The 23,760-nt window shown below is 68.2% G+C and carries 23 protein-coding genes and 1 riboswitch; of the genes, 12 read left to right on the top strand and 11 right to left on the bottom strand.

Annotated features, from left to right (window positions below; all coding sequences use genetic code 11):
• The first annotated feature begins 310 nt into the window (after positions 1-310).
• The 8 genes from GGQ63_RS05975 (at position 311) to GGQ63_RS05940 (ending at position 7,137) form a co-directional block, all read left to right on the top strand.
• On the top strand, positions 311-1,486 hold the full coding sequence (locus tag GGQ63_RS05975; protein WP_183853553.1) for an FAD-binding protein: 1,176 nt from the start codon (positions 311-313) through the stop codon (positions 1,484-1,486).
• An 18-nt stretch (positions 1,487-1,504) separates the two neighbouring features.
• Positions 1,505-2,806 (top strand): glycolate oxidase subunit GlcF, encoded by a 1,302-nt coding sequence (glcF, locus tag GGQ63_RS05970; RefSeq protein WP_183853551.1) that lies wholly within the window; start codon positions 1,505-1,507, stop codon positions 2,804-2,806.
• A gap of 91 nt (positions 2,807-2,897) precedes the next feature.
• Positions 2,898-3,152, top strand: coding sequence for an AbrB/MazE/SpoVT family DNA-binding domain-containing protein (locus tag GGQ63_RS05965; protein WP_183853549.1), 255 nt, complete (start codon positions 2,898-2,900; stop codon positions 3,150-3,152).
• Positions 3,152-3,538, top strand: coding sequence for a type II toxin-antitoxin system VapC family toxin (locus GGQ63_RS05960; RefSeq protein WP_183853548.1), 387 nt, complete (start codon positions 3,152-3,154; stop codon positions 3,536-3,538). Before GGQ63_RS05965 ends, GGQ63_RS05960 begins: the two co-directional genes overlap by 1 nt.
• A 46-nt stretch (positions 3,539-3,584) precedes the next feature.
• Positions 3,585-3,692, top strand: a riboswitch (TPP riboswitch).
• Positions 3,693-3,748: 56 nt separating this feature from the next.
• The gene (gene thiM / locus GGQ63_RS05955) at positions 3,749-4,579 is read left to right on the top strand and encodes a hydroxyethylthiazole kinase (RefSeq protein WP_183853546.1); all 831 of its coding nucleotides are present in this window, start codon (positions 3,749-3,751) and stop codon (positions 4,577-4,579) included.
• The gene (gene thiE, locus GGQ63_RS05950) at positions 4,579-5,220 is read left to right on the top strand and encodes a thiamine phosphate synthase (protein ID WP_183853544.1); all 642 of its coding nucleotides are present in this window, start codon (positions 4,579-4,581) and stop codon (positions 5,218-5,220) included. The genes thiM and thiE overlap by 1 nt, the downstream gene beginning before the upstream one ends.
• 103 nt (positions 5,221-5,323) lie before the next feature.
• Entirely contained in the window at positions 5,324-6,916 is a 1,593-nt protein-coding gene (aceB, locus tag GGQ63_RS05945) for a malate synthase A (protein WP_183853542.1), read from the top strand.
• Between the two features lie 44 nt (positions 6,917-6,960).
• Positions 6,961-7,137, top strand: coding sequence for a hypothetical protein (locus tag GGQ63_RS05940; RefSeq protein ID WP_183853540.1), 177 nt, complete (start codon positions 6,961-6,963; stop codon positions 7,135-7,137).
• Between the two features lie 170 nt (positions 7,138-7,307).
• Here GGQ63_RS05940 and GGQ63_RS05935 read toward each other — a convergent pair whose 3' ends face one another.
• From GGQ63_RS05935 to GGQ63_RS05925, 3 genes are all read right to left on the bottom strand, one after another.
• Positions 7,308-8,801 (bottom strand): MDR family MFS transporter, encoded by a 1,494-nt coding sequence (locus GGQ63_RS05935; RefSeq protein WP_183853538.1) that lies wholly within the window; start codon positions 8,799-8,801, stop codon positions 7,308-7,310.
• A gap of 106 nt (positions 8,802-8,907) precedes the next feature.
• The gene (locus tag GGQ63_RS05930; protein WP_183853536.1) at positions 8,908-9,525 is read right to left on the bottom strand and encodes a L,D-transpeptidase; all 618 of its coding nucleotides are present in this window, start codon (positions 9,523-9,525) and stop codon (positions 8,908-8,910) included.
• A gap of 107 nt (positions 9,526-9,632) precedes the next feature.
• Complete coding sequence (locus GGQ63_RS05925) at positions 9,633-10,418, bottom strand: L,D-transpeptidase (RefSeq protein WP_246429631.1); 786 nt, start codon at positions 10,416-10,418, stop codon at positions 9,633-9,635.
• Positions 10,419-10,582: 164 nt separating this feature from the next.
• Here GGQ63_RS05925 and GGQ63_RS05920 point away from each other — a divergent pair, with 164 nt between their 5' ends.
• Positions 10,583-11,215: a DNA-3-methyladenine glycosylase I gene (locus GGQ63_RS05920; RefSeq protein ID WP_183853534.1), complete on the top strand. Its 633-nt coding sequence runs from the start codon at positions 10,583-10,585 to the stop codon at positions 11,213-11,215.
• Here the strand turns inward: GGQ63_RS05920 and GGQ63_RS05915 are convergent.
• Positions 11,209-11,364, bottom strand: coding sequence for a hypothetical protein (locus GGQ63_RS05915; RefSeq protein WP_183853532.1), 156 nt, complete (start codon positions 11,362-11,364; stop codon positions 11,209-11,211). The two genes, GGQ63_RS05920 and GGQ63_RS05915, sit on opposite strands and share 7 nt — an antisense overlap.
• Before the next feature lie 148 nt (positions 11,365-11,512).
• Between GGQ63_RS05915 and GGQ63_RS05910 the strand changes: the two genes are divergently transcribed.
• Positions 11,513-11,893 (top strand): TfoX/Sxy family protein, encoded by a 381-nt coding sequence (locus GGQ63_RS05910; protein ID WP_183853529.1) that lies wholly within the window; start codon positions 11,513-11,515, stop codon positions 11,891-11,893.
• 910 nt (positions 11,894-12,803) lie between these two features.
• Here the strand turns inward: GGQ63_RS05910 and GGQ63_RS05905 are convergent.
• A complete protein-coding gene (locus GGQ63_RS05905) occupies positions 12,804-14,627 on the bottom strand; it encodes a glycosyltransferase (protein ID WP_183853527.1) in 1,824 nt (607 codons plus the stop codon).
• Between the two features lie 57 nt (positions 14,628-14,684).
• A complete protein-coding gene (locus GGQ63_RS05900) occupies positions 14,685-15,767 on the bottom strand; it encodes a glycosyltransferase family 2 protein (protein WP_183853525.1) in 1,083 nt (360 codons plus the stop codon).
• Positions 15,768-16,634: 867 nt separating this feature from the next.
• Here GGQ63_RS05900 and GGQ63_RS05895 point away from each other — a divergent pair.
• Complete coding sequence (locus GGQ63_RS05895) at positions 16,635-17,075, top strand: hypothetical protein (RefSeq protein WP_183853522.1); 441 nt, start codon at positions 16,635-16,637, stop codon at positions 17,073-17,075.
• 253 nt (positions 17,076-17,328) lie between these two features.
• On the opposite strand, the gene hisG is transcribed toward GGQ63_RS05895, so the two are convergent.
• The 3 genes from hisG to hisS are packed head-to-tail and all read right to left on the bottom strand — an operon-like array spanning position 17,329 to position 20,929.
• Positions 17,329-18,306: an ATP phosphoribosyltransferase gene (gene hisG, locus GGQ63_RS05890; protein WP_183853520.1), complete on the bottom strand. Its 978-nt coding sequence runs from the start codon at positions 18,304-18,306 to the stop codon at positions 17,329-17,331.
• Complete coding sequence (locus GGQ63_RS05885; RefSeq protein WP_343061087.1) at positions 18,303-19,421, bottom strand: ATP phosphoribosyltransferase regulatory subunit; 1,119 nt, start codon at positions 19,419-19,421, stop codon at positions 18,303-18,305. Before GGQ63_RS05885 ends, hisG begins: the two co-directional genes overlap by 4 nt.
• Positions 19,418-20,929, bottom strand: a complete 1,512-nt coding sequence (gene hisS / locus GGQ63_RS05880; protein ID WP_183853518.1) for a histidine--tRNA ligase — start codon at positions 20,927-20,929, stop codon at positions 19,418-19,420. Before hisS ends, GGQ63_RS05885 begins: the two co-directional genes overlap by 4 nt.
• A gap of 192 nt (positions 20,930-21,121) precedes the next feature.
• Here hisS and GGQ63_RS05875 point away from each other — a divergent pair, with 192 nt between their 5' ends.
• Positions 21,122-21,328, top strand: coding sequence for a hypothetical protein (locus GGQ63_RS05875; protein ID WP_183853516.1), 207 nt, complete (start codon positions 21,122-21,124; stop codon positions 21,326-21,328).
• Between the two features lie 86 nt (positions 21,329-21,414).
• Here GGQ63_RS05875 and GGQ63_RS05870 read toward each other — a convergent pair whose 3' ends face one another.
• Together GGQ63_RS05870 and GGQ63_RS05865 are read right to left on the bottom strand one after the other, a co-directional pair.
• Positions 21,415-21,792, bottom strand: a complete 378-nt coding sequence (locus GGQ63_RS05870) for a DoxX family protein (RefSeq protein ID WP_183853514.1) — start codon at positions 21,790-21,792, stop codon at positions 21,415-21,417.
• 119 nt (positions 21,793-21,911) lie between these two features.
• Entirely contained in the window at positions 21,912-23,663 is a 1,752-nt protein-coding gene (locus tag GGQ63_RS05865; RefSeq protein ID WP_183853512.1) for an ABC transporter ATP-binding protein/permease, read from the bottom strand.
• Between the last annotated feature and the right edge of the window lie 97 nt (positions 23,664-23,760).

The following is a 23,760-nucleotide window of genomic DNA, read 5'->3' as shown; positions in this document are numbered from 1 at the left end:
GCATTCCGGGAGCGTGTTGCCCGGCTTCGGCGTATTCGTCTCGCGCCCCGGTTTTCCCCCCGAGGGGGGCGGCGGTTTGCGGGCGGCCCGGCGTCCCGGTTATGGACCCCGGCACGGAGGCCGGGGTGACGGGCGTCCGGAGGCGCCGGGAGGACAGAAATCCCTCAGTCAGACGCCCGCCTCCCTCCGCCGTGCGACGGGACTCCGCCTTCGCGGGGAGGACGGATGGAAAGGCCGTGCCCGGCCGGCCCCCTCTCCGGCTCTGTCCCACGAGGGGGGAGAGGGCAGGGCGTCGTTGGGTGGTGCTGTCGTGAGCGTGCTCCTTCCCGCGTCCGAGGCCGAGGCCGAGGCGATCATCGGCGAGGCGGCGGCGGCGCGCGCGCCGCTCGCCATCGAAGGCGGCGGCACGCGTCCGACCGGCCGGCCGGTGCAGGCGGAGAGGACCATCGCCACCCGTGCGCTTTCGGGCATCACGCTCTACGAGCCGGCCGAGATGGTGATCGCGGCGAGGGCGGGCACGCCGCTCGCGGAAGTCGAGGCCGCGCTCGCGGCGAACCGGCAGCGGCTCGCCTTCGAGCCGATGGACCATCGGCCCCTGCTCGGCACGGCGGGCGAACCGACCATCGGCGGCGTCGCGGCGGCGAACGTCTCCGGCCCGCGTCGCATCCATTCGGGCGCAGCGCGCGACTCGCTGATCGGCATCCGCTTCGTCAACGGCCGCGGCGAGACGGTGAAATCCGGCGGGCGGGTGATGAAGAACGTCACCGGGCTCGACCTCGTGAAGTTCCTCGCCGGTGCCCGCGGCAGTCTCGGCCTGCTGACCGAGGTGACCTTCAAGGTCCTGCCCGAGGCCGAGACCGAGACGACGCTCGTGATCGCCGGGCTCGACGCCGAGCGCGGCGTCGCGGCGCTGTCGGCGGCACTCGGCACGCCGTGGGAAGTGACCGGTGCGGCGCATCTGCCGGCGGAACCGGGCGACGTCTCGCACACCGTGATGCGGCTCGAGGGGTTCGCGCCCTCGGTCGCCTATCGGCGCGAGCGGCTCGCCGCGGCGCTCGCCGCCTTCGGCCCCGCCGAGCTTTTGGAGGGCGAGGATTCGCGCGCGCTCTGGGCGGCGATCCGCGACGTGCGCCTGCTCGCAGCGCCTCCGGGCAAGGCCGTCTGGCGCCTCTCCGTGCCGCCGATGGAGGGGCCGGCGGTCGGCCGAAGGCTCGAAGCGGCGCTCGGCAGCCGGCTCCTCTATGACTGGGGGGGCGGGTTGATCTGGGCGAGCGCCGACGAGACGGGCGATGCCGGCGCCGCCGCGATGCGCGCCGCGGCGGCGGCCGCCGGCGGCCATGCGACGCTGGTGCGCGCCGGCCCGGCGACGCGCGCGGCGGTCGCCGCCTTCACGCCCGATCCGGCGCCGCTCGCCGCCCTGGCGCGGCAGGTGAAGACGGTCTTCGACCCGGCGGGCATATTTCCCGCGGTTTTCGACGCGGCCTGACGAGAACGAGAGCGAGCGATGCAGACCGCCTTTTCCCCCGCGCAGCTCGAGGATCCGGACGTCCGGGAATCGGAGAAGATCCTCCGGACCTGCGTCCATTGCGGCTTCTGCACCGCGACCTGTCCGACCTATGTCCTGCTCGGCGACGAGCTCGATTCGCCGCGCGGGCGCATCTATCTGATCAAGGACATGCTCGAAGGCGGCAAGCCGGCGAACGAGGAGGTGGTCAAGCATGTCGACCGCTGCCTCTCCTGCCTCTCCTGCATGTCGACCTGCCCGTCGGGGGTGCACTACATGCACCTCGTCGACCATGCCCGGGCGCATATCGAGGAGACCTATCGCCGGCCCTTCCTCGACCGGATGATGCGGTCCGTCATCGCCGCGGTGCTGCCGCACCGCAACCGTTTCCGCCTCGCCCTCGCCGGCGCGGCGCTTGCGAAGCCCTTCGCCGGTCTCGTCGCTGGGCTGCCGGGCGGCGAGCGGATGGCGGCGATGCTGCGGCTGGCGCCCTCTTTTCCCGCCGGGCGGAGCGCCGCCGAGGGGCCGGGCGTGTTCGCGGCCGCCGCGCCGCGTCGCGGCCGTGTCGCCCTTCTTTCGGGCTGCGTCCAGCCGGTGCTCGATCCGGCGATCAACGAGGCGACGGTCCGCCTCCTGACGCGGCTCGGCGTCGAGGTGGTGATCGCGAAGGGCGAGGCCTGCTGCGGCTCGCTCGCCCACCACATGGGCAAATCCGACGCCGCGCACGAGAGCGCGAAGCGGACGATCGACGCCTGGATCGCCGAGATGGACGGGCCGGGCCTCGACGCGATCGTCATCACCGCCTCGGGCTGCGGCACGACGATCAAGGATTACGGCTTCATGTTCCGGGACGATCCGGCCTATGCGCAGAAGGCGGCGCGGGTCTCGGCGATCGCCAGGGACATCACAGAATATCTCGACACGCTGAAGCTCGCGCCGGCGCGCCCGCCGCAGCCGATGACCGTCGCCTATCACTCGGCCTGCTCGATGCAGCACGGCCAGCAGATCAAGACGACGCCGAAGACGCTGCTGCAGAAGGCGGGCTTCACCGTGCGCGACGTGCCGGAGGGGCATCTCTGCTGCGGCTCGGCCGGCACCTACAACATGCTGCAGCCGGCGATCTCGGCACGGCTCAAGGCGCGCAAGCTCGCCAACATCGCGAAGGTGGCGCCCGACGTCATCGCGACGGGCAATATCGGCTGCATCACCCAGCTCGCCTCGGGCGCCGGCGTGCCGGTCGTCCACACGATCGAACTGCTCGACTGGGCCTATGGCGGGGAGAGGCCGGCGGGACTGGCGTGAGGGCGGTTCCACGCCCATGTTCTTGGTCTGAGCGATTTCAGCTATCGTCTCGCTCGCGCACCCGGCCGCACCACGACAGGAAGATCCCTCCATGTCCCAGCCCATCAAGGCCGTGGTCTCACCTTCTGGACAGCTCAGCATTCCGGCCGAGTTGCGGAAGTCGATGGGGATCGACGGCGGCGGAGAAGTCCTTCTCACCCTCGACGGGGGGGAACTTCGCGTAAAGACGGCCGCCGAAGGCTGGCGGCGGGCGCGCGAGAAGGCGCAGGCGATCCTTGCGCAATCCGGCAAGAGTTTCACTGTCGACGATTTTCTCGCCGAACGTAAGACCTATTGGCGCGACTGATGGCGGTCGTGCTCGACGCCTCGGCCGTCATCGCGGCGCTTCTCGGCGAACGTGGCGGGGAGGTGATCGACGCGTATTCGGAAACGGCGGCGCTCGCGACCGTCAACCTTTCAGAGGCGGTCAGTGCCCTCGCCGATCATGGTTTCGCCCCGGAAACGGCATTCGCACTGATTGTCGAGACGAGAGTCGAGATCGTGCCGTTCGACGCTCAACTGGCCCTCGACGCCGCAGCAATGAAGCCGCTGACGCGTCGGGCGGGCCTCTCGCTCGGCGACCGCGCCTGCCTCGCGCTCGCGCGGCGCAGGGGCCTCGCCGCCATCACCGCCGACCGCGCCTGGTCGGCCGTCGCCGATGCGGTCGGGGTCGAGATCATCCTCATCCGCTGACGACTTCGCCGGCTTGCCAAGCCCGCGGCGTCCGGTCTAGGGTTCGCCCGCTTCATCGGGGTGCTTCGTCCGTCGGACGGGGCTGAGAGGCTTTCGCCAACCCGTGGAACCTGATCCGGATCATGCCGGCGGAGGGAATGAGGCGCGGGGCCGCGAGGCTCCTCGATCCGTCTTTCCGTCGTCGCGCCGCACAACACGGAGCACGACGCCATGTCGAACCAGACCATCCCGTCCTCCCTCTCGATCGAGGGTGCCGCCGAGGCGCTCGCCGCCGTTCGCGACGGCCGGCCGCTCGTCCACAACATCACCAATTACGTGGCGATGACCGTCTCGGCCAATGTGCTGCTGGCGGTCGGCGCGTCGCCCGCGATGATCCACGCGGTGGAGGAGGTCGAGGACTTCGTCGCGATCGCCTCGGCGCTGGTCGTCAATATCGGCACGCTCTCCGAACCATGGGTCGAGGGCATGCGGCGGGCGAGCCGCCAAGCGGCGGCGCTCGGCAAGCCCTGGGTGCTCGATCCCGTCGGTTGCGGCGCGACGCCCTATCGTACCGGTGTCGCGGCCGAACTCAGCAAGAACGGCCCGGCAATCATCCGCGGCAATGCGAGCGAGATCATCAGCCTTTCGGGCGCGGCGGGCGGCGGCAAGGGGGTCGATTCGACCGCTTCCTCGGATGCGGCGGTCGAGGCAGCGCGCGCGCTCGCCCGGGCGAGCGGCGCGGTCGTCGCCGTCACCGGTGCGATCGATTACGTGACGGACGGCGAGCGCCTTGTCGCGATCGAGGGAGGCGATGCCCTGATGCCGGCCTCGACCGCGCTCGGCTGCGCCCTGTCGGCGACGGTCGCGGCGTTCGCCGCCGTCCGCCCCCCGTTCGAAGCGGCGGTTGCGGCGCTCGCGGTCTATGGCGCGGCGGGTGCCGAAGCCGCCGCCCGGGTGAAGGGGCCGGGTCATCTGCCGGCCGAACTCTGCGACGCGCTCTACGCTCTCGATGCAGCGACGCTCGCCCGCCGCGCGGCGATCTCCCTCGTCGAGCCGGCCTGATGGCGCTCCACGAAGGCAGGCGCTTCGACCCGACGCTCTATCTCGTCACCGACCCGGTGCTCGCCGGGCCGCGCGGCGTCGTCGAGACGGTTCGGCAGGCGCTCGACGGGGGCGTGACCCTCGTGCAACTGCGCGATCCCGAGGCGAAAACACGGGCGCTCTGCGAGACCGCGGCGGCGTTGCTCGAAGTCACGCGGCCGCGCGGCATCCCGCTCGTCATCAACGACCGGGTCGACGTGATGCTGGCGGTCGGCGCCGACGGTGTCCATGTCGGGGCGCGCGACATGGCGCCCGGCCTCGTCCGCCGCCTCACCGGCCCGGACGCCATCGTCGGCCTGTCGATCACCACGCTCGAGGAACTCGCCGCGGCCGATCTCGGCCCGGTCGACTATATCGGCGCCAGCCCGGTGCACGCCACGCCGACCAAGACCGATACCGGGCCGGCGCTGGGGCTCGACGGTCTCGCGCGGCTGCGCGCCGCGACCGACCTGCCGATCGTGGCGATCGGCGGCCTGCACGCCGGCAACGTCCGGGCGGCGGTCGAAGCGGGTGCCGACGGCATCGCGGTCGTCTCGGCGATCATGGCGGCGGCCGATCCTGCCGCTGCGGCACTCGTGCTTCGGGGCGCAACTGGCCTCTGATCTTTTCCAAAACGGAAAGAGTGATCGGGAGTCAATGCCGGTTCAGCGCCGCACGGCTTGGTGGCATAGTCGTCTCATCCCGCCCGTTCCGGAGAACGAAGAGATGTTGGACGCCGCCGCGAAGCTCGCCATCAAGGGCGCCCTGGGCCCGCGCTTCGACGAGATCCTGACCGCCGAAGCGCTCGCCTTCGTCGCCGCCCTGCACGCCGCGTTCGACGAGCGGCGGCTCGACCTGCTCGCCCGCCGGGTCGAGCGGCAGAAGGCCTTCGACGCCGGCGCGCTGCCGGACTTCCTGCCCGAGACGGCCGCGATCCGCGCGGGCGACTGGACCGTGGCGCCGATCCCGGCCGATCTGCAGGATCGCCGTGTCGAGATCACCGGGCCGGTCGACCGCAAGATGATCGTCAACGCGCTCAATTCCGGCGCCAAGGTGTTCATGGCCGATTTCGAGGACGCCTCGTCGCCCTCCTGGTCGAACATGGTCGAGGGCCAGCTGAACCTCAAGGATCGCTGGCAGGGCAAGATCGACTTCACCGACGAGCGGACCGGCAAGGACTACAAGCTCAAGCCGAACCCGGCGGTGCTGATCATCCGGCCGCGCGGCTGGCACCTGCCGGAGCGCCACATCACCTATGACGGCCGGCCGGCCTCCGGCTCGCTGGTCGATTTCGGCCTCTACGTCTTCCATTGCGCCCGGCTCGCGCTCGACCTCGGCTCCGGCCCCTATTTCTACCTGCCGAAGCTCGAGAGCCATCTCGAGGCGCGGCTGTGGAACGACGTCTTCACCTTCGCGGAGGAGCGACTCGGCCTCGCCCTCGGCACGATCAAGGCCACCGTGCTGATCGAAACCCTTCCCGCGGCCTTCGAGATGGACGAGATCCTCTACGAATTGCGGCCGCACATTGCCGGCCTCAACTGCGGACGCTGGGACTACATCTTCTCCTTCATCAAGACGCTCCGGAACAATCGCGCCTTCCTTTTGCCCGACCGCGGCCAGGTCGTGATGGGCAAGGCCTTCCTGAAGGCCTATTCCGACCTCCTGATCAAGACCTGCCATCGCCGCGGGGCCTTCGCGATGGGCGGCATGGCGGCGCAGATCCCGGTGAAGAACGATCCGGCGGCGAACGAGGCGGCCTTCGCCCGCGTCCGCGCGGACAAGGAGCGCGAGGCCTCCGCCGGCCATGACGGCACCTGGGTCGCCCATCCCGACCTCGTTCCGGTGGCGATGGAGGTGTTCGACCGGCTGATGCCGACGCCGAACCAGCTCGGCGTGACCCGCGACGACGCCGCCGTGTCGCAGAAGGACATGCTCGAGATCCATGAGGGAACGCGCACCGAAGCGGGGCTTCGACACAACATCCGTGTCGGCGTGCAGTATATCGAAGCGTGGCTGCGCGGCCGCGGTGCGGTGCCGATCTACAACCTGATGGAGGATGCCGCGACGGCGGAGATCTCCCGCGCGCAGATCTGGCAGCAGCTCCATTTCGGCGCGACGCTCGATGACGGCACGGCAGTCACCGGGGCCTTCTTCGACAAGGCGCTCGCCGAGGAGATGGAGGTGGTGAAGGCCGAGGTGGGCGAGGCGGCCTATGCCGCGGGCCGTTTCCCGGAGGCGATCGACCTCTTCGCGCGGCTATCCACCGCGGAAAGCTTCGAAGCCTTCTTGACCGTCCCGGCCTATAAGTTGATCGACTGAGCGAATCGGGCGGCCCGTTTCGCTCGCTGGCGACGGAGAGACGGATGAACGGGGTGGGTGACCGCTACAAGCCGCAGAAGCGGACGCGCAAGACCGGCACGGTCAAGCGCGTCGCGCTCTCGGACGATGCCAAACGGGCCTATGAGGCGTTGCTCGAGACGCGGGCCGAGAAGGAAAAGGCCTATGGCCGCCATCTCGACCCGAACAACAAGACGCGCTGAGTTCGGGCACGGCCGGCTTCGAGCCGGTCGACAAAGACCGTTGCGCGCCGGAGCCTCTGACGGCCGCCGCTGAGCGGATCCGCCCGGCTGCGGCCATTGTCCGCCGGGCGCGCGGCGTCGGCGTGTCGCGACGACCCGCCCGCCCGAGGCGAGCGGGTTGCCGACGTGCCTCAGCCCTCCGCCGTCGGCGGCGGGTGGGCGCCGCCCCGGAGCGGGCGCTCCTCCATCACGAGGATCAGCACGAAGGCGATCGCGACCGAGATCGCCGCGGCGACGAATACCCAGCGGAAGGCTTCGGCGATCGCCGCGCCGTCGCCATGCGCCACGGCTCCGGCGACGAGCTGCTCGGCCGAGCCCGTGCCGCCGCCGCCGGCGGCGAGGACGGACAGGAAGACGGCGCCGAAGCCGGCGACGAGCAGCGCGCTGCCGAGCGAGCGCAAGAGGTTCATGAGGCCGGTCGCCGTGCCCATTTGATGGGGCAGCACGGCGTTCTGCACCGCGACGGTGGAAATCGGGAAGATCGTGCCGAGGCCGAAGCCCGCGACCGCGAGAAGGATCTCGAGCAGCCAGAACGGCACCCGGCCGGACAGCCAGGCGAGCACGATCATGCCGGCCGCGCTGACGACGAGGCCGACGAGCGGCAGCCGCTTGTAATGCCGCACCCTCACCATGATGCGGCCGGCCGTGAAGGCGCCACCGACGGTGGTCGCGGTGAAGAGCACCAGCGCGGCGCCCGACTGGGCGGCGGAAAAGCCCTCGATCGCCTCGAAATAGAGCGGCATGTAGATCGACAGCCCGACCATCGTGCCGACCGCGAAGAAGGCGGCGCCGGCACCGGGCGCGACGACCCTGTCGAACAGCACGTCGAGCGGCACGAAGGGCTCGGGCGCGGTGGTGACGCGGGCGACGAAGCCGGCCCAGAGCACGGCCGAAAGGCCGAACAGGCCGAGGATCTCGACGGACGACCAGGCGAAGCGCACGCCGCCCCAGGTGAGGGCGAGGAGGAGCGCCAGCGCGGCCGCCACCATCAGGACGGCGCCGGGCAGGTCGAGCCGATGCGGCCGCTCGTGGCGCGGCAGCTTCTTCAGCGCATTCGCCGTCATCAGGAAGGCGGCGATGCCGAGCGGCACATTGATCCAGAAAATGACGCTCCAGTGCAGCGCCCCGGCGATGAAGCCGCCGAGCACGGGTCCGGCAACGCTCGAGGCGCCGAACACGCCGCCGATATAGGCCTGGTAGCGGGCACGCTCCTTCGGCGCGACCACATCGGCGATGACGGTCTGGGCGAGCGAGATCAGCCCGCCGCCGCCCAGCCCCTGGACGAAACGGGCGATGATCAGCGCGAGCATGGTCGGGGCGATCGCGCAGGCGACCGAACCGACGATGAAGATCGCGATCGCCGTCATCAGCACCGGACGGCGGCCGTGGATGTCGCTGAGCTTGCCGTAGAGCGGCGTCACCGCGGTGGAGGAGAGCAGATAGGCCGAGACCACCCAGCCGAGATTGCCGAGATCGCCGAGCTCGTGACCGATCGTCGGCAACGCCGTCGCGACGATCGTCTGGTCGAGTGCCGCCAGGAACATGGCGAGCATGATGCCGGTGATGATGGTCAGCACCGTCGCATGGTCGAGCGGCGGCGGGGCGGCAGCGGTGGGGGCGTGCATGGGGGATGCTTTCAGCGGGGCGATCGCGGCGGCATCCATAGCACGAGGACGGCGCCGTGAAAGCGCCGCCGCGGCCGCAGGGATCAGAGATGCGCGCGCAGACCGTTCAGCGGACGATCACCTTGGCGCCGATTTCCGCCCGGCCGTAGAGATGGACGACATCGGCATTGACCATCCGGATGCACCCCGACGAGACGTTGCGGCCGATCGTCTGCGGCTCGTTGGTGCCGTGGATGCGATAGAGCGTGTCGCGCCCGCCGCGATAGAGATAGAGCGCGCGTGCGCCGAGCGGGTTGTCCGGCCCGCCGGCCATCCGCACCGGCAGGCGCCGGCCGCGGCGCAGCTCGCGCACCCGCATCTCCTCCGGCGGAATCCAGTCCGGCCACTCGGCCTTGCGGCCGATCTGCACCGTGCCGCGCCAGCCGAAACCCTCGCGGCCGACACCGATGCCGTAGCGGGTGGCCCGGCCGTTGCCCTCGACGAAATAGAGATATTTGGGGCCGGTCTCGATGACGATCGTGCCGGGTGTTTCCGCGCCGTCGAAGCGGACGCGCCGGCGCGCGAAGGGACTGCCGACGAGGGGATTGGGGCCGAGACCCGGCTCGAGCCCGCCGCCGCCGAAGAACAGCGCTTCGAAGAAGCCCTCGGCGCGAGCGGGCCGGCCGGTGGCGGTCAAGGTCGCCGCCAGTGCAGCAATGGACAGGAATTGGCGTCTGGTGGTCATCGCTCCGCCCTCTCTTCACGGCTCCCCGCTCCCCCGGGGCAAAGGATAGCGGCCTGCGACGTCCCGCCGCAATTCCGCCACCATTCACGGAGCCGTGATCGAAAGGGTCAGAGCACCACGACGCGGGTGCCCACCGCGACGCGCTCGTAGAGATCGACGACATCCTCGTTGCGCATGCGGATACAGCCGGAGGAGGCCGCCTTGCCGATCGTCCAGGGCTCGTTGGTGCCGTGGATGCGATAGAGCGTGTCGCCGAGATAGAGGGCGCGGGCGCCGAGCGGATTGTCCGGGCCGCCCTCCATGCGTACCGGCAGCTCCGGCTTCCGCGCCCGCATCTCGGCGGGCGGCACCCAGACCGGCCATTCGGCCTTGCGGCTCACCGTCTCGCTGCCGGACCAGGAAAAGCCCTCGCGGCCCACGCCGACACCATAGCGGCGCGCGGTTCCGTCCGGTCCGACGAGATAGAGGAACTTCGCCGCCGTATCGACGACGATCGTCCCGGGCGCCTCCGGGCCGTCATAGGCGACCACCTGCGGCAGGAAGCGGGGCTCGATCGCCGCGCTCGGGTCCGTCGGCGGGACGAGCGCGGCACTCTGCCGGCGGCCGTCGTCGATCCGGTCGGGGCGTGGTGCGGCCTCCTCGAAGCGGCTGTCGCCCCGCTCGCGCATCCGCTCGCGAAGCGGTCTGCGGTCTTCCACGCGCCGATCGTACCACGGGTCGGCCTCGTAGGCCGGCATGTCCTCCTCGTCATAATAGCCCGGCGCATCGTCATAGAGCGGCGCGTCGTAGAGTGGCCCGCCGCCGAAATAGAAGTCGCGGGCGAGAGCGCCGGCGGGCGCCAGGCCGAGCGTGAGCGCGACGAGGAGGGCAGGGAAGAACGAAGGGGCGATCATGGGCGAAGGCGACCTGTCAGCGAGGACGGGTGGGAAGGGTTCGTACCGATCCTGCCGCAAGGCCTTGATGAAATTGTGGATGGACGGCGGCGATTCGAGGATCGCGGAGCCTCTTGCAATTGGCGGGCGTCGGGCTAGACTGCGAACAAAGAGGGAACACGAGAATGGTCGAGCGGGACGGGCTGCTGATCGGGACGGACGGTCGGGCGCGCTGCTGGTGGCCGGGCGAGGCGCCGGACTATGTCGCCTATCACGATCGGGAGTGGGGCCGCCCGGTGACGGAGGATCGGCGCCTGTTCGAGAAGCTCTGTCTCGAGGGCTTCCAGTCGGGGTTGTCCTGGCTCACCATCCTGCGCAAGCGCGAGGGCTTTCGCGCCGCCTTCGCCGGGTTCGATCCGCATGTGGTGGCGCGTTTCGGCGAGGCGGATGTCGCGCGGCTGGTCGCCGATCCGGGGATCGTCCGGCATCGCGGCAAGATCGAATCGACGATCAACAATGCGCGCCGCATGCTCGATCTGATCGAGCGGGAAGGCTCCCTCGCCGCCTATGTCTGGCGGTTCGAGCCGGCGCGGACCGTTCGGGGCGGTCGCGGCGAGATCGTCGCGACGACGCCGGAATCGGTGGCGCTGTCGAAGGACCTGAAGAAGCGCGACTGGAGCTTCGTCGGGCCGACCACCGTCTACGCCTTCATGCAGGCGATGGGGCTCGTCAACGACCACATGGAAGGCTGTTTCTGCCACGCCGAGGCGGAAGCGGAGCGCGCCGCGCTCGCCCCGCCGACCGGCGCGGCTCAGTAATAGCGGGCGTTGCGATGCGAGCGGCGCTGGGCAACCTCGCGCTGGCGCAGTTCGAGGTCGATGCGGTCGGTGCAGTCGGCGAACTCGGCCGCCTCGGCCTGCTGCGGATCATAGGCGAAATAGCGCTTGAGCGACTTCAGGCCGAACATGGCGTGCTCTCCTCGTGTCTCGGTCGAGGAGAAGAATAGAGCGTTGGCGTTGCGTCGCAATATTGGTGCGTGCATTGCAGCATAGACGTTTTCGCATGGCTCCCGATAATGATCGAGCTCGAGCCATGCACAGGTCGGGGGATGGGGCATGAGCGGTCCGGCGGCCTTGGAGCAGGCGCGGGAGTTCGCCGATCAGCTCGCGCCGCTCGGCCCGGTCAAGGTCGAGCGGCTGTTCGGCGGGGCGGTGCTGAAGGCCGATGGACGCGCCTTCGCCTTCGTCGCGGACGGAATGCTCTATCTGCGCGTCGACGCCGAAACGCGCGATGCCTTCACGGCACGCGGATCGGTGCCGTTCAGCTATCCGACGCGCAAGGGGAGGGTCGAGGCTCGCAGCTATTTCGAGGCGCCGAGCGAGCTGTTCGACGATCCCGACCTCCTGCTCGCCTGGACCCGCGCGGCGATCGCGGCGGCCGGGCGGGCGGCGGTTCGGGCTCCACGCAGCCGTCGCCGGCCGTCCCCCATGGCGTAGCGTGCTCTCGCCGGCCCGGCCGGGTTCGTCCTCGCGCCTCCGATACCCGGCCACCGAATGTCGACCTGTTCAGCGAGGGATGGGCCGTGGGGCCTGCGACACGCCGGGATTCGGCAAGACGATCGTTCCGAGACGATCGATCCAAGCCTTGGCGCCGGTGCCGACGATGGCACGTTCGTCCGCGAAGACGCGATGCGAGAGGAAGTGCTCCTTTACCGAAAGCCGGACGTGCTCGACCGGGCCGGGTTCGGGGGAAGAGGATGGCGGGCGGATGAGGCTGGGGCTTGCCGGCAGCGTCAGCCGCCCGGTGACATGGTATCCGCCTGGTCGAGGACGGTGATGGCGTGGGCGTTCGGTGCGCGCGCGGCGGAGAAGGCGTCGAGGACGATCTGCCTCATGGCGGGATCGGCGCGGGGGCAGCGCCAGCGCGAAGGCGTCGCCGCTGCGAGGGCGGACGACGCCGTGGATTTGGGCCGACTCGGACCGTGCGTCGGCCGGACGGTCGGGCGGCGACCCTTCGCGTAACAGACGTGGGCGTTGCGTCCCTTTGACCCGGCATAGGCTTCGTCCTGGAACCACAGCTGAACGTCATTGTCGGGGCGGCGCTCGAGGACGCGCTTCACCGCCTTGGCGGTCCCTTCTGCAAAGCCCGCCGGGCGGCGGGAACGCGCCTCGCCGGTGCCGCGGCCGTGTCTTCTGGCGCGACAAGCCCGGCGATCTCATGAACTGCAACATGCTGTTCTCGGAATACCCCGAGGCCGAGGCGCTCTTGCGCGATGGGGCAGCCATCAGTCGCCCGAAGGCCGGAATGCCGGCCTTTCGAAGGTCGGGACCACGCGGGGACGATTTCTCTCAACACCGCTGCGCGATCGCCCGAGAGGGGGCCCGGCCTACCGTTGGAAGCGCCATGTCAGCGTAGCACAGCACATATTTCTCGCAGCCGGGAGGCAAAGCTGTGTTCTTCGGCGATCCACCGCGCGATCTCGTCGCGTTGTGAGAGGCTGTGACGAGATCTGGCTATGGCGATCGCATCGCGGAGCGAGATGTTCTCATCAAGCATGGTGCATGCTTCGCGCAGCGATTGCGGCATTCCCTCGACGCTGTCGGTGAGCAGTGGTGCGCCTGTCGCCAGCACGTCGAAAACGCGATTGGAAACGAAACCATGTGCGCGCATGCTTTCCCAATGGTCATTCAATACGACGTCCGCCCCTGCATAGTAGGTCGGCAGCAAGACATTCGCGACATTCTCTCCCTTGACCCAATCGACTGGCGCGAGACCGTCCCACATCTCGCCATAGATATCCAGCCTCATGCCTTCTGACATCGCTCGGGCGACCATGCTGCGCAAGAACTTGCGTGAATTCGCAACATAGAGACGCTCGTGATGAGGCGCGCCCGCCCGCGCCTCGAGATTGAAGCGTTCAACTTCCGTACATTGCAGCAGCGCCGTTATCGAGGGCTTCAGCCCTCGCTCGGAAAGCACGGTCGCCCACACGTCGGAGGCTACAAAAATGTGGTCGTAGCAGTCGAGCTCCTCATCGCTAACCTTGTCGGGATGGCTGATCATCCAGATCACGCGCCGCCCCCCGCCGGCCCGGCGGTTCGACCCGGGCCAAGGCGAGAGGCCGCGCAATACCACCTCCAACTCGCCCTTTGCCGCTGGCGTCGACCAGTCTTCGAGAAAATCGATCGTGGCTGCGAGGCCCTTGCTTGTCGCGGCCTTGGCCAGAGCGGCAGCGAAATGATAGTCGCCCCAACGGTCCTTCAGGTCGCGCCTCGGGCAGGGGATCCGCAGCCGAAGACCGGTCATGCCCGCAGAGAGAGCCGCGGTCGTCGGTCCGGGATAGGCGAGCGTCGGTATGGCCGTGGCAAGACCCATTGCAGCCAAGGGTTCGGAATCGACTCGATAGCCTTCGAGGTCCACGCCGTCCGTCACATAATGCAGCCGGTCGTCGCCGGCGATCCTGCCGGCCCACCGCTCGGCGAAAAGCGCCCTGTTGTCAGGGATCGCATTCCCTCGACCTGCCGACTTGCCTTCATGGTGAACGACAACCGAATCCGTAGCGCAGGTGAAGACCGGCTTGCCCCCTCCCACGCGCAGACAAAGATCCACGTCCTCTTGCCCGTTGACAAACAGCGGGTCGAATCCACCGGCTTCGACAAAATCGCGAGCCCGGATCGCAAGGCAGGCCGCGGTGAGCGCCTTGAACCGGCGGCGACGCCGGACGAGCGGCGCGTCTCCGGGCAATCGAGAGTAGAGCGGGTAGGCAAACGGTGAATGGTCGCTGAAGACCAAGCCGATGCACTGTATCGTGCCATTCGGGAAGACGAGCTTGGGTTGGACACCTCGCACATCATCCCTGTCGAGCGGGGCCAGCAACGAACTCAGCCATTCCGGGCTCACCTCTGTATCATTGTTGAGGAAGACGATCCTCTTTCCGCGGCTCATTGCGAAACCGAGGTTGTTGCCCAGGGAAAAGTTCATATTCTCCGGGTTGGACAGCAACCGGATGCGCGGCTCGCGGTCGCTCCACGCGCGCAGTAGCTCGGCTGTGTCCGCGTCGCTTCCATTGTCGACCACGATCACCTCGAAGGGTGAGCCGGCTTCATGGCGGAACAGCGAGTCGAGGCATTTATCGGTCAGTGCCGCGTTGTTGTAAACGCACACGATTATCGAGACGAGTAATTGATCGCGTTTGTCAAGGCCGGCCCTCAGAGCCGCCCAGTCGATCATGTATTTGTTTCTTATCGCATACAGATAGGATCTCTTCTCTCTCCGAGAAATACGATCTTATGTATCCGAATTATCGTAATCTGCTCCAATTGAATTGCAGTATGTGGGGGGATAAAACTCACAATAGCGGATAATCAGATCCCAGTCGACCATCCGCCGCAAGCTTTCGTCGAAACCACCAAGCTCCGTGAAGAGTGGTCGTCTATGAGAGAATACGTTGAGATCAATGTAGTTCTTAAACTTAAGGCTATTTATATCAAAATCGACGCAGAGTATATCCGAAAAACCGGATTCGTCAAAAATGTTGGGTAGTCGGCGCAATGCGGAATAGCAGCAAGAAGCGCCCGAGCGGAGCATCTGGAGCAGCGTGATCTCGAGATAGTCCGGTTGCCAGCGGTTGTCGTCATCGAGATAAGCGATGACATCACCGCGAGTCTCATGCAGGCCAGCGTTACGCGCGGCGCATACACCTCGCCCATCACCGCGGATTACGCGAATCCTGGCGTCCGAAAACCGCTCGGAAATGACTTCAAAGGTTCCGTCGTTCGACCCGTCGTCGATTATCATCAACTCCCAGCCGTCGTAAGTCTGCGCCAATACCGATTCAATCGCGAGACCAATACGGTGCAGACGGTTCTTCGTCGGCATGATGATCGAGACGAGCGGTCGCTCGGACGCCAGATGTTCCGTCGCGGCCGAGCGACGCAATTCATCCTTCCAGATAGCAGAAGCTTCAAATGAAAAATTGGATGTGGCCTTCGGCGTCGTCAATATGTCGACGGCAATCGAAGCGGGCGGCTCAACCGGCGCAGATGGTTTACTTGGTTCGTCGACAAATCCCAAAGGATCGCGATACTCCGGCCTGCCGAGTTCTGCCTCTCCCGGGTCAGCGTGTGCTGTCGCGCCGGGGTCGGCTGGTGTCATGACCGGGTTCACCGAATCGGCCAATGCCTCTGCCTCAGGCGGCAGCGTGCTGGTGGGAGCTTCGGGCAAGGCCGTACCTGCAGACAAACCGTCGTCGGCGTCGGCGCGTGCAGCAGCAGATCGTTGAAGTAGCGAACTTCTTTCAAATAAACCGAAGAATCGCCTCACGAATTGTCGGCCCTTCCGGCTGCCGACCATATTAATGAACTCTACCATCGGACTCGCCAACTGGTCGCCCAAAAATCGGAAAGCCCGCCCCTGCTGACCTCTTTAGCTCCAGGATGGATGGCACAATATTACGAGTGTCTACCCAGGAGCGAGATTCATCGAAGGCGTGCCTGCGCGCTTTGGTGTCGTAGAATAGGGCGACAGTGCGCCGCGAGGCCGTCGGCCTCCAGCTTTCGAGAAGATCCTTCACATCTCTACAGCAATTTCGTCCATCGAAATGAAACAGATCGATCGAGACTTGATCTGCATCCGTCAGGCCATCTGCAAAGGTCTTTTGCAGCAACGCGCTGGGCCCGTGGCGGCCGTCTTTTGCAACGACTCGCGGATAGACGTCGCCTTCGTAAAGGCTTGCGTGTTCAGGCCGCTCCGAACGATCAAGGGTATAAAAGGCCCATTGGTGCCCTGCCGATGCCACTGGCTCGTCTGAGACGAAGCAGGAGAACGCGTAATGCGTCCCGAGCTCTGAGATCCCTTGCGCGCGCATTGTACGAACCAGCGTCTGAGTGAAAGGTCCATGCGGTAGCCAGGCTGACACCCGCAGAACAGAATTGGGCGCGATAAATGCGTAGCCAGGAAATTCCGAATTCATGGAGTTCAACTGGCTGTTGATCGGCACGAATAGAAATAATGTTCTATGATACTATAAGGTGTTCCGAATTCACCGTCAACCGAGGCGAGAACGAATCGAGTCGTCATAGCTGCATGGGGCCGCCGAAGTTCGTTCGATCGAGCGAAGGCACCTGAGCGTCCCGACGTGCCCTTCGAGCCCGGGTTGTGCGGACGAGCGGGATTGTCCCATCGTCCGACATCTGATGGAACGCTGGTCAAGGGTCATGGCAGCGCGAAGGCGGAGGGTTGACTATCGGCTTCCACGTGACGCCCCGCCGGATCTCCGACAGGGCGGCGCACGGCGACTTCATAACGGAGGACGCGCCACCGCCAGCGGCGATGCTCGGCGGCAGGGACGATGACGGCGGCGCCATCGGATCCGATCTCGAACGGCGCGGCATCCGCCCGCTGATCCCGACCAAGTCGAGCCAAAGGGGCCGGCGGACGATCGACGGGCCGGCCCGCACCATGGGCAATCGGATCGAGTGCTTCTTCAACGAGATCAAGCCCTCTCGCCACACGGCGCTCGGCTGCGGCACGCTCGCCTCAGGCTTGCTCGGGGTTCGTCCGGCTCGCAGCAATCCGATGCTGGATCAAAGTGGTCCGCACGGCCCGGGTCGTCCGCCCATTCCCAGGCGCCGCAGCCCGCTGCCGCCTCGGACGCGCCCTCGCCGTCGCGGCTCGTGAGAACCGGGTTGCGGCGCCCCGATCCACCGCCATGGACGACCTCAAAGAACAGACAAGCTCGGAGAGCGAAAGAGGGACCAGCGCCGCCGGAGCATCACGGTTCCCGGGCCTCGACGCACAGAGGCTCGGAAGCGGATGGCTCGATGCCGGCGGGATCAGAGCCGGGTCTCGGCCCTGTCCTGCGCCGGGACTCCGTCACCGCAGCGCAGCGATCGCCGGCGCCGGACGGGCCTATCCGGCCGCTCCAGCGCCGTCAGGCCCGGCCGTTCAGACGGCCGAGCAGGCGCTCGGCGAGCGGGCTCGTGGCGGCAAAGATGCTCTCGACCTTGGCGACCGCGACGGTGCGGGCGCCGGCGCCGGTACGCAGCCATTCGGCGCAGGCATAGACCCTGCCCGCGTCGCAGAAGAGCCGCAGCGGTGCGCCGGCGGCAACGCCGAAGGGCGCCGTGGCGCCGAAGCGCGCGGCAGCCACCGAGGCGGCGCCTTCCGCATCGGCGACATCGGCGAGGATCTCACGCTTGGTCCGGCCCGCCGCTTCCGCTTCGATGCGGTCGAGGATGACGCGGAGCGCGCCGCGCGCCGCATCGCTCCAGCTCGCCGAAAGGCTCGCGACGAGATGCGCCTCGGACGACAGGATGACGCCGTCCTCGAGCACCTTGAGGGCGTTCGCCCGCAGCGTCGATCCGGTCGTGGTGATGTCGACGATGAGATCGGCGGCGCCGGAAGCGGGTGCCCCTTCGGTGGCGCCGAGGCTCTCGACGATCCGGTAGTCGGCGATGCCCGCCGTCGCGAAGTGGCGGCGGGTGAGGTGGACGTATTTCGTCGCGACGGTCAGCCAGCGGCCGTGCCGGCCGCGGAAATCGGCGGCGACATCGTCGAGATCGGCCATGGCGCGGACGTCGATCCACGCTTCCGGCACGGCGACGACGACATCGGCATGGCCGAAGCCGAGCGGCAGGACGAGATCGAGCCGCCGGTTCCAGTCGCGGATCTCCTCCTCGACGAGATCGCGGCCGGTGACGCCGAGATGGGCATTGCCGGCGGCGAGTTCGCGGGCGATCTCGGAGGCCGAGAGGAAGGCGATCTCGACGTCCGGCAATCCGGCGACGCGGCCGCGATAGGAGCGCTCGCCGCCCTGGACGATGACGAGGCCGGCGCGGGCGAAGAAGGCGGCGGCGTTTTCCTGCAGCCGGCCCTTGGACGGCACGGCGAGAACGAGCGGCGCGCTCATGCGACACCTCCGGCGCGCGCGGCGCGATCGACCCAGAGGGCGAAGCCGACCGCTGGAACGGCGGTCTTGGCGCCGAGCAGCGGCATCAGCCGGTCATAACGGCCGCCGCCGACGATCTGTCGTCCGTCGGACACCGCCGGATCGTGGATCTCGAAGACGAAGCCCGAATAATAGTCGAGCCGCCGGCCGAAATCGGCGGCGAAGGCGAGGCGGTCGGGATCGATGCCGCGGCGGGCGAGCCCCTCGGCGCGCCGCTCGAAGCCCTCGATCGCCGGGGCGAGCGCGAGCTTCTCGTCCGCGGCGAGGGTCTTCAGCGCCCCGGCCGCCGCATCCGGCGTGCCGGCAATGTCGAGGAAGCGGGCGATCACCGTGCGGGCGCGCGGATCGAGCCCGGCGCCGACGCGCAGCGCCGCCTGTTCGAGGAACCGGTCGGCGATCTCGCCCGCGGAGCGGCCGCCGACCGCCCTTATGCCGGCGATGGCGAGGAGGTCCTCGACCACCTTGTGCGCGGAGTCGTGGTCGCTGCCCTCGAGCGCGGCGAGGAAATCGGCATGCGCCGGGGCCGGCCCGTCGCCGTCGCCCGACAGCCGCGCGATCGTCCGGCGCAGCCGGTCGCGGTCGCCGAAGACGCGCGCCAGCCGCCGCCGCCAGGCCGCGGCGACGCCGAGCGCGTCGAGAAGCGTCGAGAAGAGTTGCGAATCGCCGATCCGCACGGTGGGCGCTGCAAGGCCGAACACCCGCACCGCCTCGATGGCGAGCGCGAGAATCTCGGCGTCGGCGGTGATGCGGTCGGTGCGGCCGAGCGATTCGACGCCCGCCTGCAGGAATTCGCCCGGCTCGCCCGGCCGGTGGCGGAAGACCGGACCGCAATAGGCATAGTCGGCGATGCGGTGGGCATCGCCGCCGGCGAGATGGTCGAGGCAGACGGGGATGGTGAATTCCGGCCGCAGGCAGAGCTGCGCCCCGTCCGGCCCGGTGGTCAGGAAAAGCCGGCGGCGCAGATCCTCGCCGGCGACATCGAGGAAGACGGCCGCATCGTGCAGGATCGGCGGATCGACGAAGCGATAACCGCCATCGGACAGCAGGGTGCGCAGCGTGGCGAGGGCGGCGCTCACGGGCGTCCACCGAGCAGGCTGCGCACCGCCTCGACCAGCCCGTCGACGGGCACCTCGAACTGCGCCGGCCGGGCCTCGCGCCAGGTGGCGTTGTCCTCGATCGTCGCGGCGAGCGCCTTGCCGAGCGCGAGGTCCTTGATCTGGACGACGCCGCGGTCGCGCTCGTCCGAGCCCTGGATGATCACGCAAGGGCTGTTGCGGCGGTCGGCATATTTAAGCTGCGCCTTGGGGCCGGAGCCGCCGAGATAGAGCTCGGCGCGGATGCCGCCGGCGCGCAGCCTCTGCACCATCGTCTGATAATCGGCGATCCGGTCGCGGTCGAACACGGTGACGACGACGGGGCCGACCTCGTCCTCGGTGGACAGCTTGCCGAGATTGGCGAGCGCCGCCATCAGGCGGGAGACGCCGATCGAAAAGCCGGTCGCCGGTACCGGGTCGGCGCGGAAGCGGCCGACCAGCCCGTCATAGCGCCCGCCGCCGCCGACCGAACCGAACCGCGCCGGCTCGCCCTTCTCGTTCACCGTCTCGAACAGGAGCTCGGCCTCGAAGACCGGACCGGTGTAATATTCGAGGCCGCGGACGACGGAGGGGTCGATGCGGACACGGTCGCTATAGCCGGCGGCCGCCACGAGGGCCTCGATCTCCGTCAGCTCCGCGACACCCTGTGCTCCGCCGACCGATGTCCCGACGGCAGCCGCGAAGTTCGAGAGGGTGACGGCGGACACCCCGGCGATGCTTCCGGATCCCGATCCTTGTTCTCCCCAGCCCGTAAAGTTGAGCACACGGTCGATCCCGTCGGGATCAAGACCTGCACCCTTGGTAAAGTCACCGCTCTCGTCGAGACGGCCGGCGCCGAGCAGCGCCGCGACCCCCCCCGGCCCGAACTTGTCGAGCTTGTCGATGGCGCGCAGCACCGTCAGCCTGCGGCCGGCATTCTCTTCGCCGGAAAGGCCGATCGCCTCCATCACGCCGTCGAGCACCTTCCGGTTGTTGACGCGGATGACGTACTGGCCGCGTTCGAGCCCGAGCGCCTCGAGCGTGTCGGCCATCATCATGCACATCTCGGCGTCGGCCGCCGGCGAGGCGGCGCCGACCGTGTCGGCGTCGAACTGCATGAACTGGCGGAAGCGGCCCGGGCCGGGCTTCTCGTTGCGGAACACCCAGCCGGCGCGATAGCTGCGATAGGGTTTCGGCAGCGCGTCGAAATGCTCGGCGACATAGCGCGCGAGCGGCGCGGTGAGGTCATAGCGCAGCGACAGCCACTGCTCGTCGTCGTCCTGGAAGGAGAAGACGCCCTCGTTCGGCCGGTCCTGGTCGGGCAGGAATTTTCCGAGCGCGTCGGTGTATTCGATCAGCGGCGTCTCGACCGGGTCGAAGCCATAGCGCTCATAGACGCCGCGGATCACGCCGAGCATGCGCTCGGCCGCCTTGATCTCGCCGGCCGGCCGGTCGACGAGGCCGCGCGGAAGGCGCGCCTTGACGGCGCTCGTCTTTGATTTTTCGGCCATGTCGTCGTCTCGCTTGCGGAGCGCCTGATTACTCCATCGCTCCCGGCGCATCAACCGCGGCCGGGCGAGAGCGGCCGAAGGCCGATCGCGGCTTGACGCAGGCCTTGCGCGCCCGCAAAATTCGCGGACTGCCGAAAACGAAGATCATGTGAAGACGATCGCACCGCGATCGGGTCTTCGCGGGGGGTATGGATGACGGGCGAGCAGGTGCCGCCACGCGCCGCGACGGAGAGGGGCAGCGCGATCGCCCGCGCACCGCTCGCCGGCCGGCTGCGGGCGCGCGTCGCGCGTCTCGCGGTGCTGCTCGGCCGCATCGGCTTCCTGTCCGATGGTCCGGCGCTGGGTCGCGACGGCATCGAGGTCGGCGCCGCCTGGAAGCGGCCGGCGAACTGCGAATAGCCGCTCACCCCGCGACCGTCGTTCAACGAAAAGGGCCGCCCTCGGGCGGCCCTCGTCATGTTCGGATGGAAGGCGACGGCGCCCGCTCAGCGGCGGTCGATCGACAGCGGGCCCGGGCCGCCGGCGAACAGGAAGAGGAAGCCGCCGACGATCGCGATGTTCTTCCAGAAATTGATCATCTGACCCATGTCGGCGGGCTGCAGGTGGAAGAGGAGGCCGGCGACAAGGGTGAAGGCGGCGAGGATCAGCGCCACGATGCGGGTCTGGTAGCCGACCACGATCAGGATGCCGCCGAGAAGCTCGACCACGATGGTCGGCCATACGAGGATGCCGGGAAGGCCGACCGAGCTCATGTAACCGGCGGTGCCGGCCGGATCCATCAGCTTGCCGAAGCCGGAGATGAGGAAAATGGCGGCGATCAGAATGCGGCCGACGAGCAGGGCCGGCGCGGAAAGGTTGGACATCGTTCACTCCATGGGCGCTCGGCCCGGCTGACAGTTCCCATCCCTTAACGGCAAGCGCGGCTTCGGCCTAGCGGGGGCGACAAGCACATAGCGTTCAACCTGCGTGAACAATGCTTCCATCAACCCGCCGCCGGCTCCGGCGCGGGCGCGGCGACGAGCGTGCTCGTCCCGTCCATCCCCCGTTCGAGCCGGAAGAAGCGGTCGTGCAGCGCGGCGAGGCTGGCGCGGTGGCCGATCGACACGAGGGTCGTCTGCGGCAGCCGGGCGGCGATCGCCCGGTAGACCCCGGCCTCGGCGGCCTCGTCGAGGGCGCTGGTCGCCTCGTCGAGAAGGAGCAGGTCCGGCGCGGCGAGAAGGGCGCGGGCGAGCGCGACGCGCTGCTGCTCGCCGCCGGAAAGGCGGTTCTGCCAGTGGTGCTCGGTCTCGAGGTCCGGCACGAGGCTCCCGAGGCCCACGGCAGCGAGCGCGTCGGCGGCCGCCTCCGGCGCGATCGTCGCGGCCTCGTTCGGATAGGCGAGGGCGGCGCGGAGCGACCCGATCGGCAGATAGGCGCGCTGCGGCAGGATCATCAGCCGCGCGCCGGCGGGCCTCACAACCTTGCCGGTACCGAACGGCCAGGCGCCGGAGAGGGCGCGGAAGAGGCTCGTCTTGCCGGTGCCGGACGCGCCGGTGACGAGCACGCGCTCGCCGCGGCCGATCACGGTCGGCGGCACGGTCGCCACGGTGCGGCCGTCGGGCAGGCCCACCGTGAGGTTCTCGATCGCGAGGCCGGTCGCGTCGCCGCGTTCTTCGAGCGCGGGTCCTGCGGTCGCCTGCGCCTCGGCAGCGCCGAGCGTCCGCTCGAAGCCGGCGAGACGGTCCGTGACCGCCTTCCAGGCGGCGAGCGTCGCATAGGCCGTGACGAAGAAGGAGAGCGCCGTCTGCACCATGCCGAAGGCCTGGCCGATCTGCATCAACTGGCCGAGCTGCATGTCGGTGAAGAAATAGGCCGGCCCGACGACGACGAAGGGAAAGATGATGGCGATCTGGCCATAGCCCGCAGTCAGGAAGATGAGCTTCTTCTGCCGGCGCATGATCGCGAACCAGTTGTCGATCACATGGCCGAAGCGGCGCGCCAGCCCGGCGCGCTCGGCCGGCTCGCCATGAAGCAGCGCGACCTCTTCGGCGTTCTCGCGCAGCCGGACGAGCGAGAAGCGGAAATCGGCCTCGAAACGCTGCTGCTGGAAATTGAGCGCGACGAGCGGCTTGCCGATCCAGTGGGTGAGCGCCGTGCCGACCACGGCATAGACGAGCGCCGCCCAGACCAGATAGCCGGGAATGTTGAGCGTCAGGTCGCCGATGATCAGCGGCGTGTTCGACGACAGCCGCCACAGGATGAAGAGGAATGAGACGAGCGTGACGATCTGGCCGAGCAGCGCGACGCTGACCGACAGAAAGCTGTCGGCAAAGAGATTGGTGTCCTCGGCGATACGCTGATCGGGGTTGTCGGCCGGGTTGCCGGCGAGCCGCATCCGGTAATGGGTGCCCGAGGCCATCCAGTGGCCGATATAGCGCCGCGTCATCCACTCGCGCCAGCGGATCTGCAGCCATTGCGCCAGATAGTACTGATAGACGGAAGTGAGGATCGAAAGCGCCGCGATCCAGGAGAAGACGACGAAGAGCTGATGCGCGAAGGTCGGCCAGTCCTTGCCCTGCAGCGCCGTGTAGAAATCATTGTTCCACTGGTTGTATTGAACGTCGAGCCAGACGTTGAAGAGCCGCAGCGCGATGATCGCGCCGAGGAGGCCGAGCGCGAACCAGCGGTGCTCGGACTTGAAATAGGGAACGCCGATGCGCCAGATTTCGGCGAGCGCGGCCTTCAGCTTCTGCATCGGGGTCTCCGGGGAGCGCGGGACGGATCGCCGTAAACTATCGAAAGGTCGACCTTGCCGCATCGTGAACGGAACATGACAGGCCGTTCATGAAAAA

Origin of the sequence: Prosthecomicrobium pneumaticum (genome assembly GCF_014199915.1) — a bacterium.
In the GTDB taxonomy this organism is placed as follows: Bacteria; Pseudomonadota; Alphaproteobacteria; order Rhizobiales; family Kaistiaceae; genus Prosthecomicrobium; species Prosthecomicrobium pneumaticum.
This window is presented reverse-complemented; position numbering and strand designations above follow the sequence as displayed.

Bases quoted from the DNA above. Each gene is read 5' to 3' on its own strand.
- GGQ63_RS05870 (WP_183853514.1), bottom strand. From the start codon at position 21,792: ATGTCCAACCTTTCCGCGCCGGCCCTGCTCGTCGGCCGCATTCTGATC.
- GGQ63_RS05940 (WP_183853540.1), top strand. From the start codon at position 6,961: ATGAACGGGGTGGGTGACCGCTACAAGCCGCAGAAGCGGACGCGCAAG.
- thiM (WP_183853546.1), top strand. From the start codon at position 3,749: ATGTCGAACCAGACCATCCCGTCCTCCCTCTCGATCGAGGGTGCCGCC.
- GGQ63_RS05960 (WP_183853548.1), top strand. From the start codon at position 3,152: ATGGCGGTCGTGCTCGACGCCTCGGCCGTCATCGCGGCGCTTCTCGGC.
- GGQ63_RS05915 (WP_183853532.1), bottom strand. From the start codon at position 11,364: ATGTTCGGCCTGAAGTCGCTCAAGCGCTATTTCGCCTATGATCCGCAG.
- thiE (WP_183853544.1), top strand. From the start codon at position 4,579: ATGGCGCTCCACGAAGGCAGGCGCTTCGACCCGACGCTCTATCTCGTC.
- hisG (WP_183853520.1), bottom strand. From the start codon at position 18,306: ATGAGCGCGCCGCTCGTTCTCGCCGTGCCGTCCAAGGGCCGGCTGCAG.
- GGQ63_RS05875 (WP_183853516.1), top strand. From the start codon at position 21,122: ATGACGGGCGAGCAGGTGCCGCCACGCGCCGCGACGGAGAGGGGCAGC.
- glcF (WP_183853551.1), top strand. From the start codon at position 1,505: ATGCAGACCGCCTTTTCCCCCGCGCAGCTCGAGGATCCGGACGTCCGG.
- GGQ63_RS05935 (WP_183853538.1), bottom strand. From the start codon at position 8,801: ATGCACGCCCCCACCGCTGCCGCCCCGCCGCCGCTCGACCATGCGACG.
- GGQ63_RS05925 (WP_246429631.1), bottom strand. From the start codon at position 10,418: ATGATCGCCCCTTCGTTCTTCCCTGCCCTCCTCGTCGCGCTCACGCTC.
- GGQ63_RS05910 (WP_183853529.1), top strand. From the start codon at position 11,513: ATGAGCGGTCCGGCGGCCTTGGAGCAGGCGCGGGAGTTCGCCGATCAG.
- GGQ63_RS05905 (WP_183853527.1), bottom strand. From the start codon at position 14,627: ATGATCGACTGGGCGGCTCTGAGGGCCGGCCTTGACAAACGCGATCAA.
- GGQ63_RS05965 (WP_183853549.1), top strand. From the start codon at position 2,898: ATGTCCCAGCCCATCAAGGCCGTGGTCTCACCTTCTGGACAGCTCAGC.
- aceB (WP_183853542.1), top strand. From the start codon at position 5,324: ATGTTGGACGCCGCCGCGAAGCTCGCCATCAAGGGCGCCCTGGGCCCG.
- GGQ63_RS05920 (WP_183853534.1), top strand. From the start codon at position 10,583: ATGGTCGAGCGGGACGGGCTGCTGATCGGGACGGACGGTCGGGCGCGC.
- GGQ63_RS05900 (WP_183853525.1), bottom strand. From the start codon at position 15,767: ATGGTAGAGTTCATTAATATGGTCGGCAGCCGGAAGGGCCGACAATTC.
- hisS (WP_183853518.1), bottom strand. From the start codon at position 20,929: ATGGCCGAAAAATCAAAGACGAGCGCCGTCAAGGCGCGCCTTCCGCGC.
- GGQ63_RS05865 (WP_183853512.1), bottom strand. From the start codon at position 23,663: ATGCAGAAGCTGAAGGCCGCGCTCGCCGAAATCTGGCGCATCGGCGTT.
- GGQ63_RS05930 (WP_183853536.1), bottom strand. From the start codon at position 9,525: ATGACCACCAGACGCCAATTCCTGTCCATTGCTGCACTGGCGGCGACC.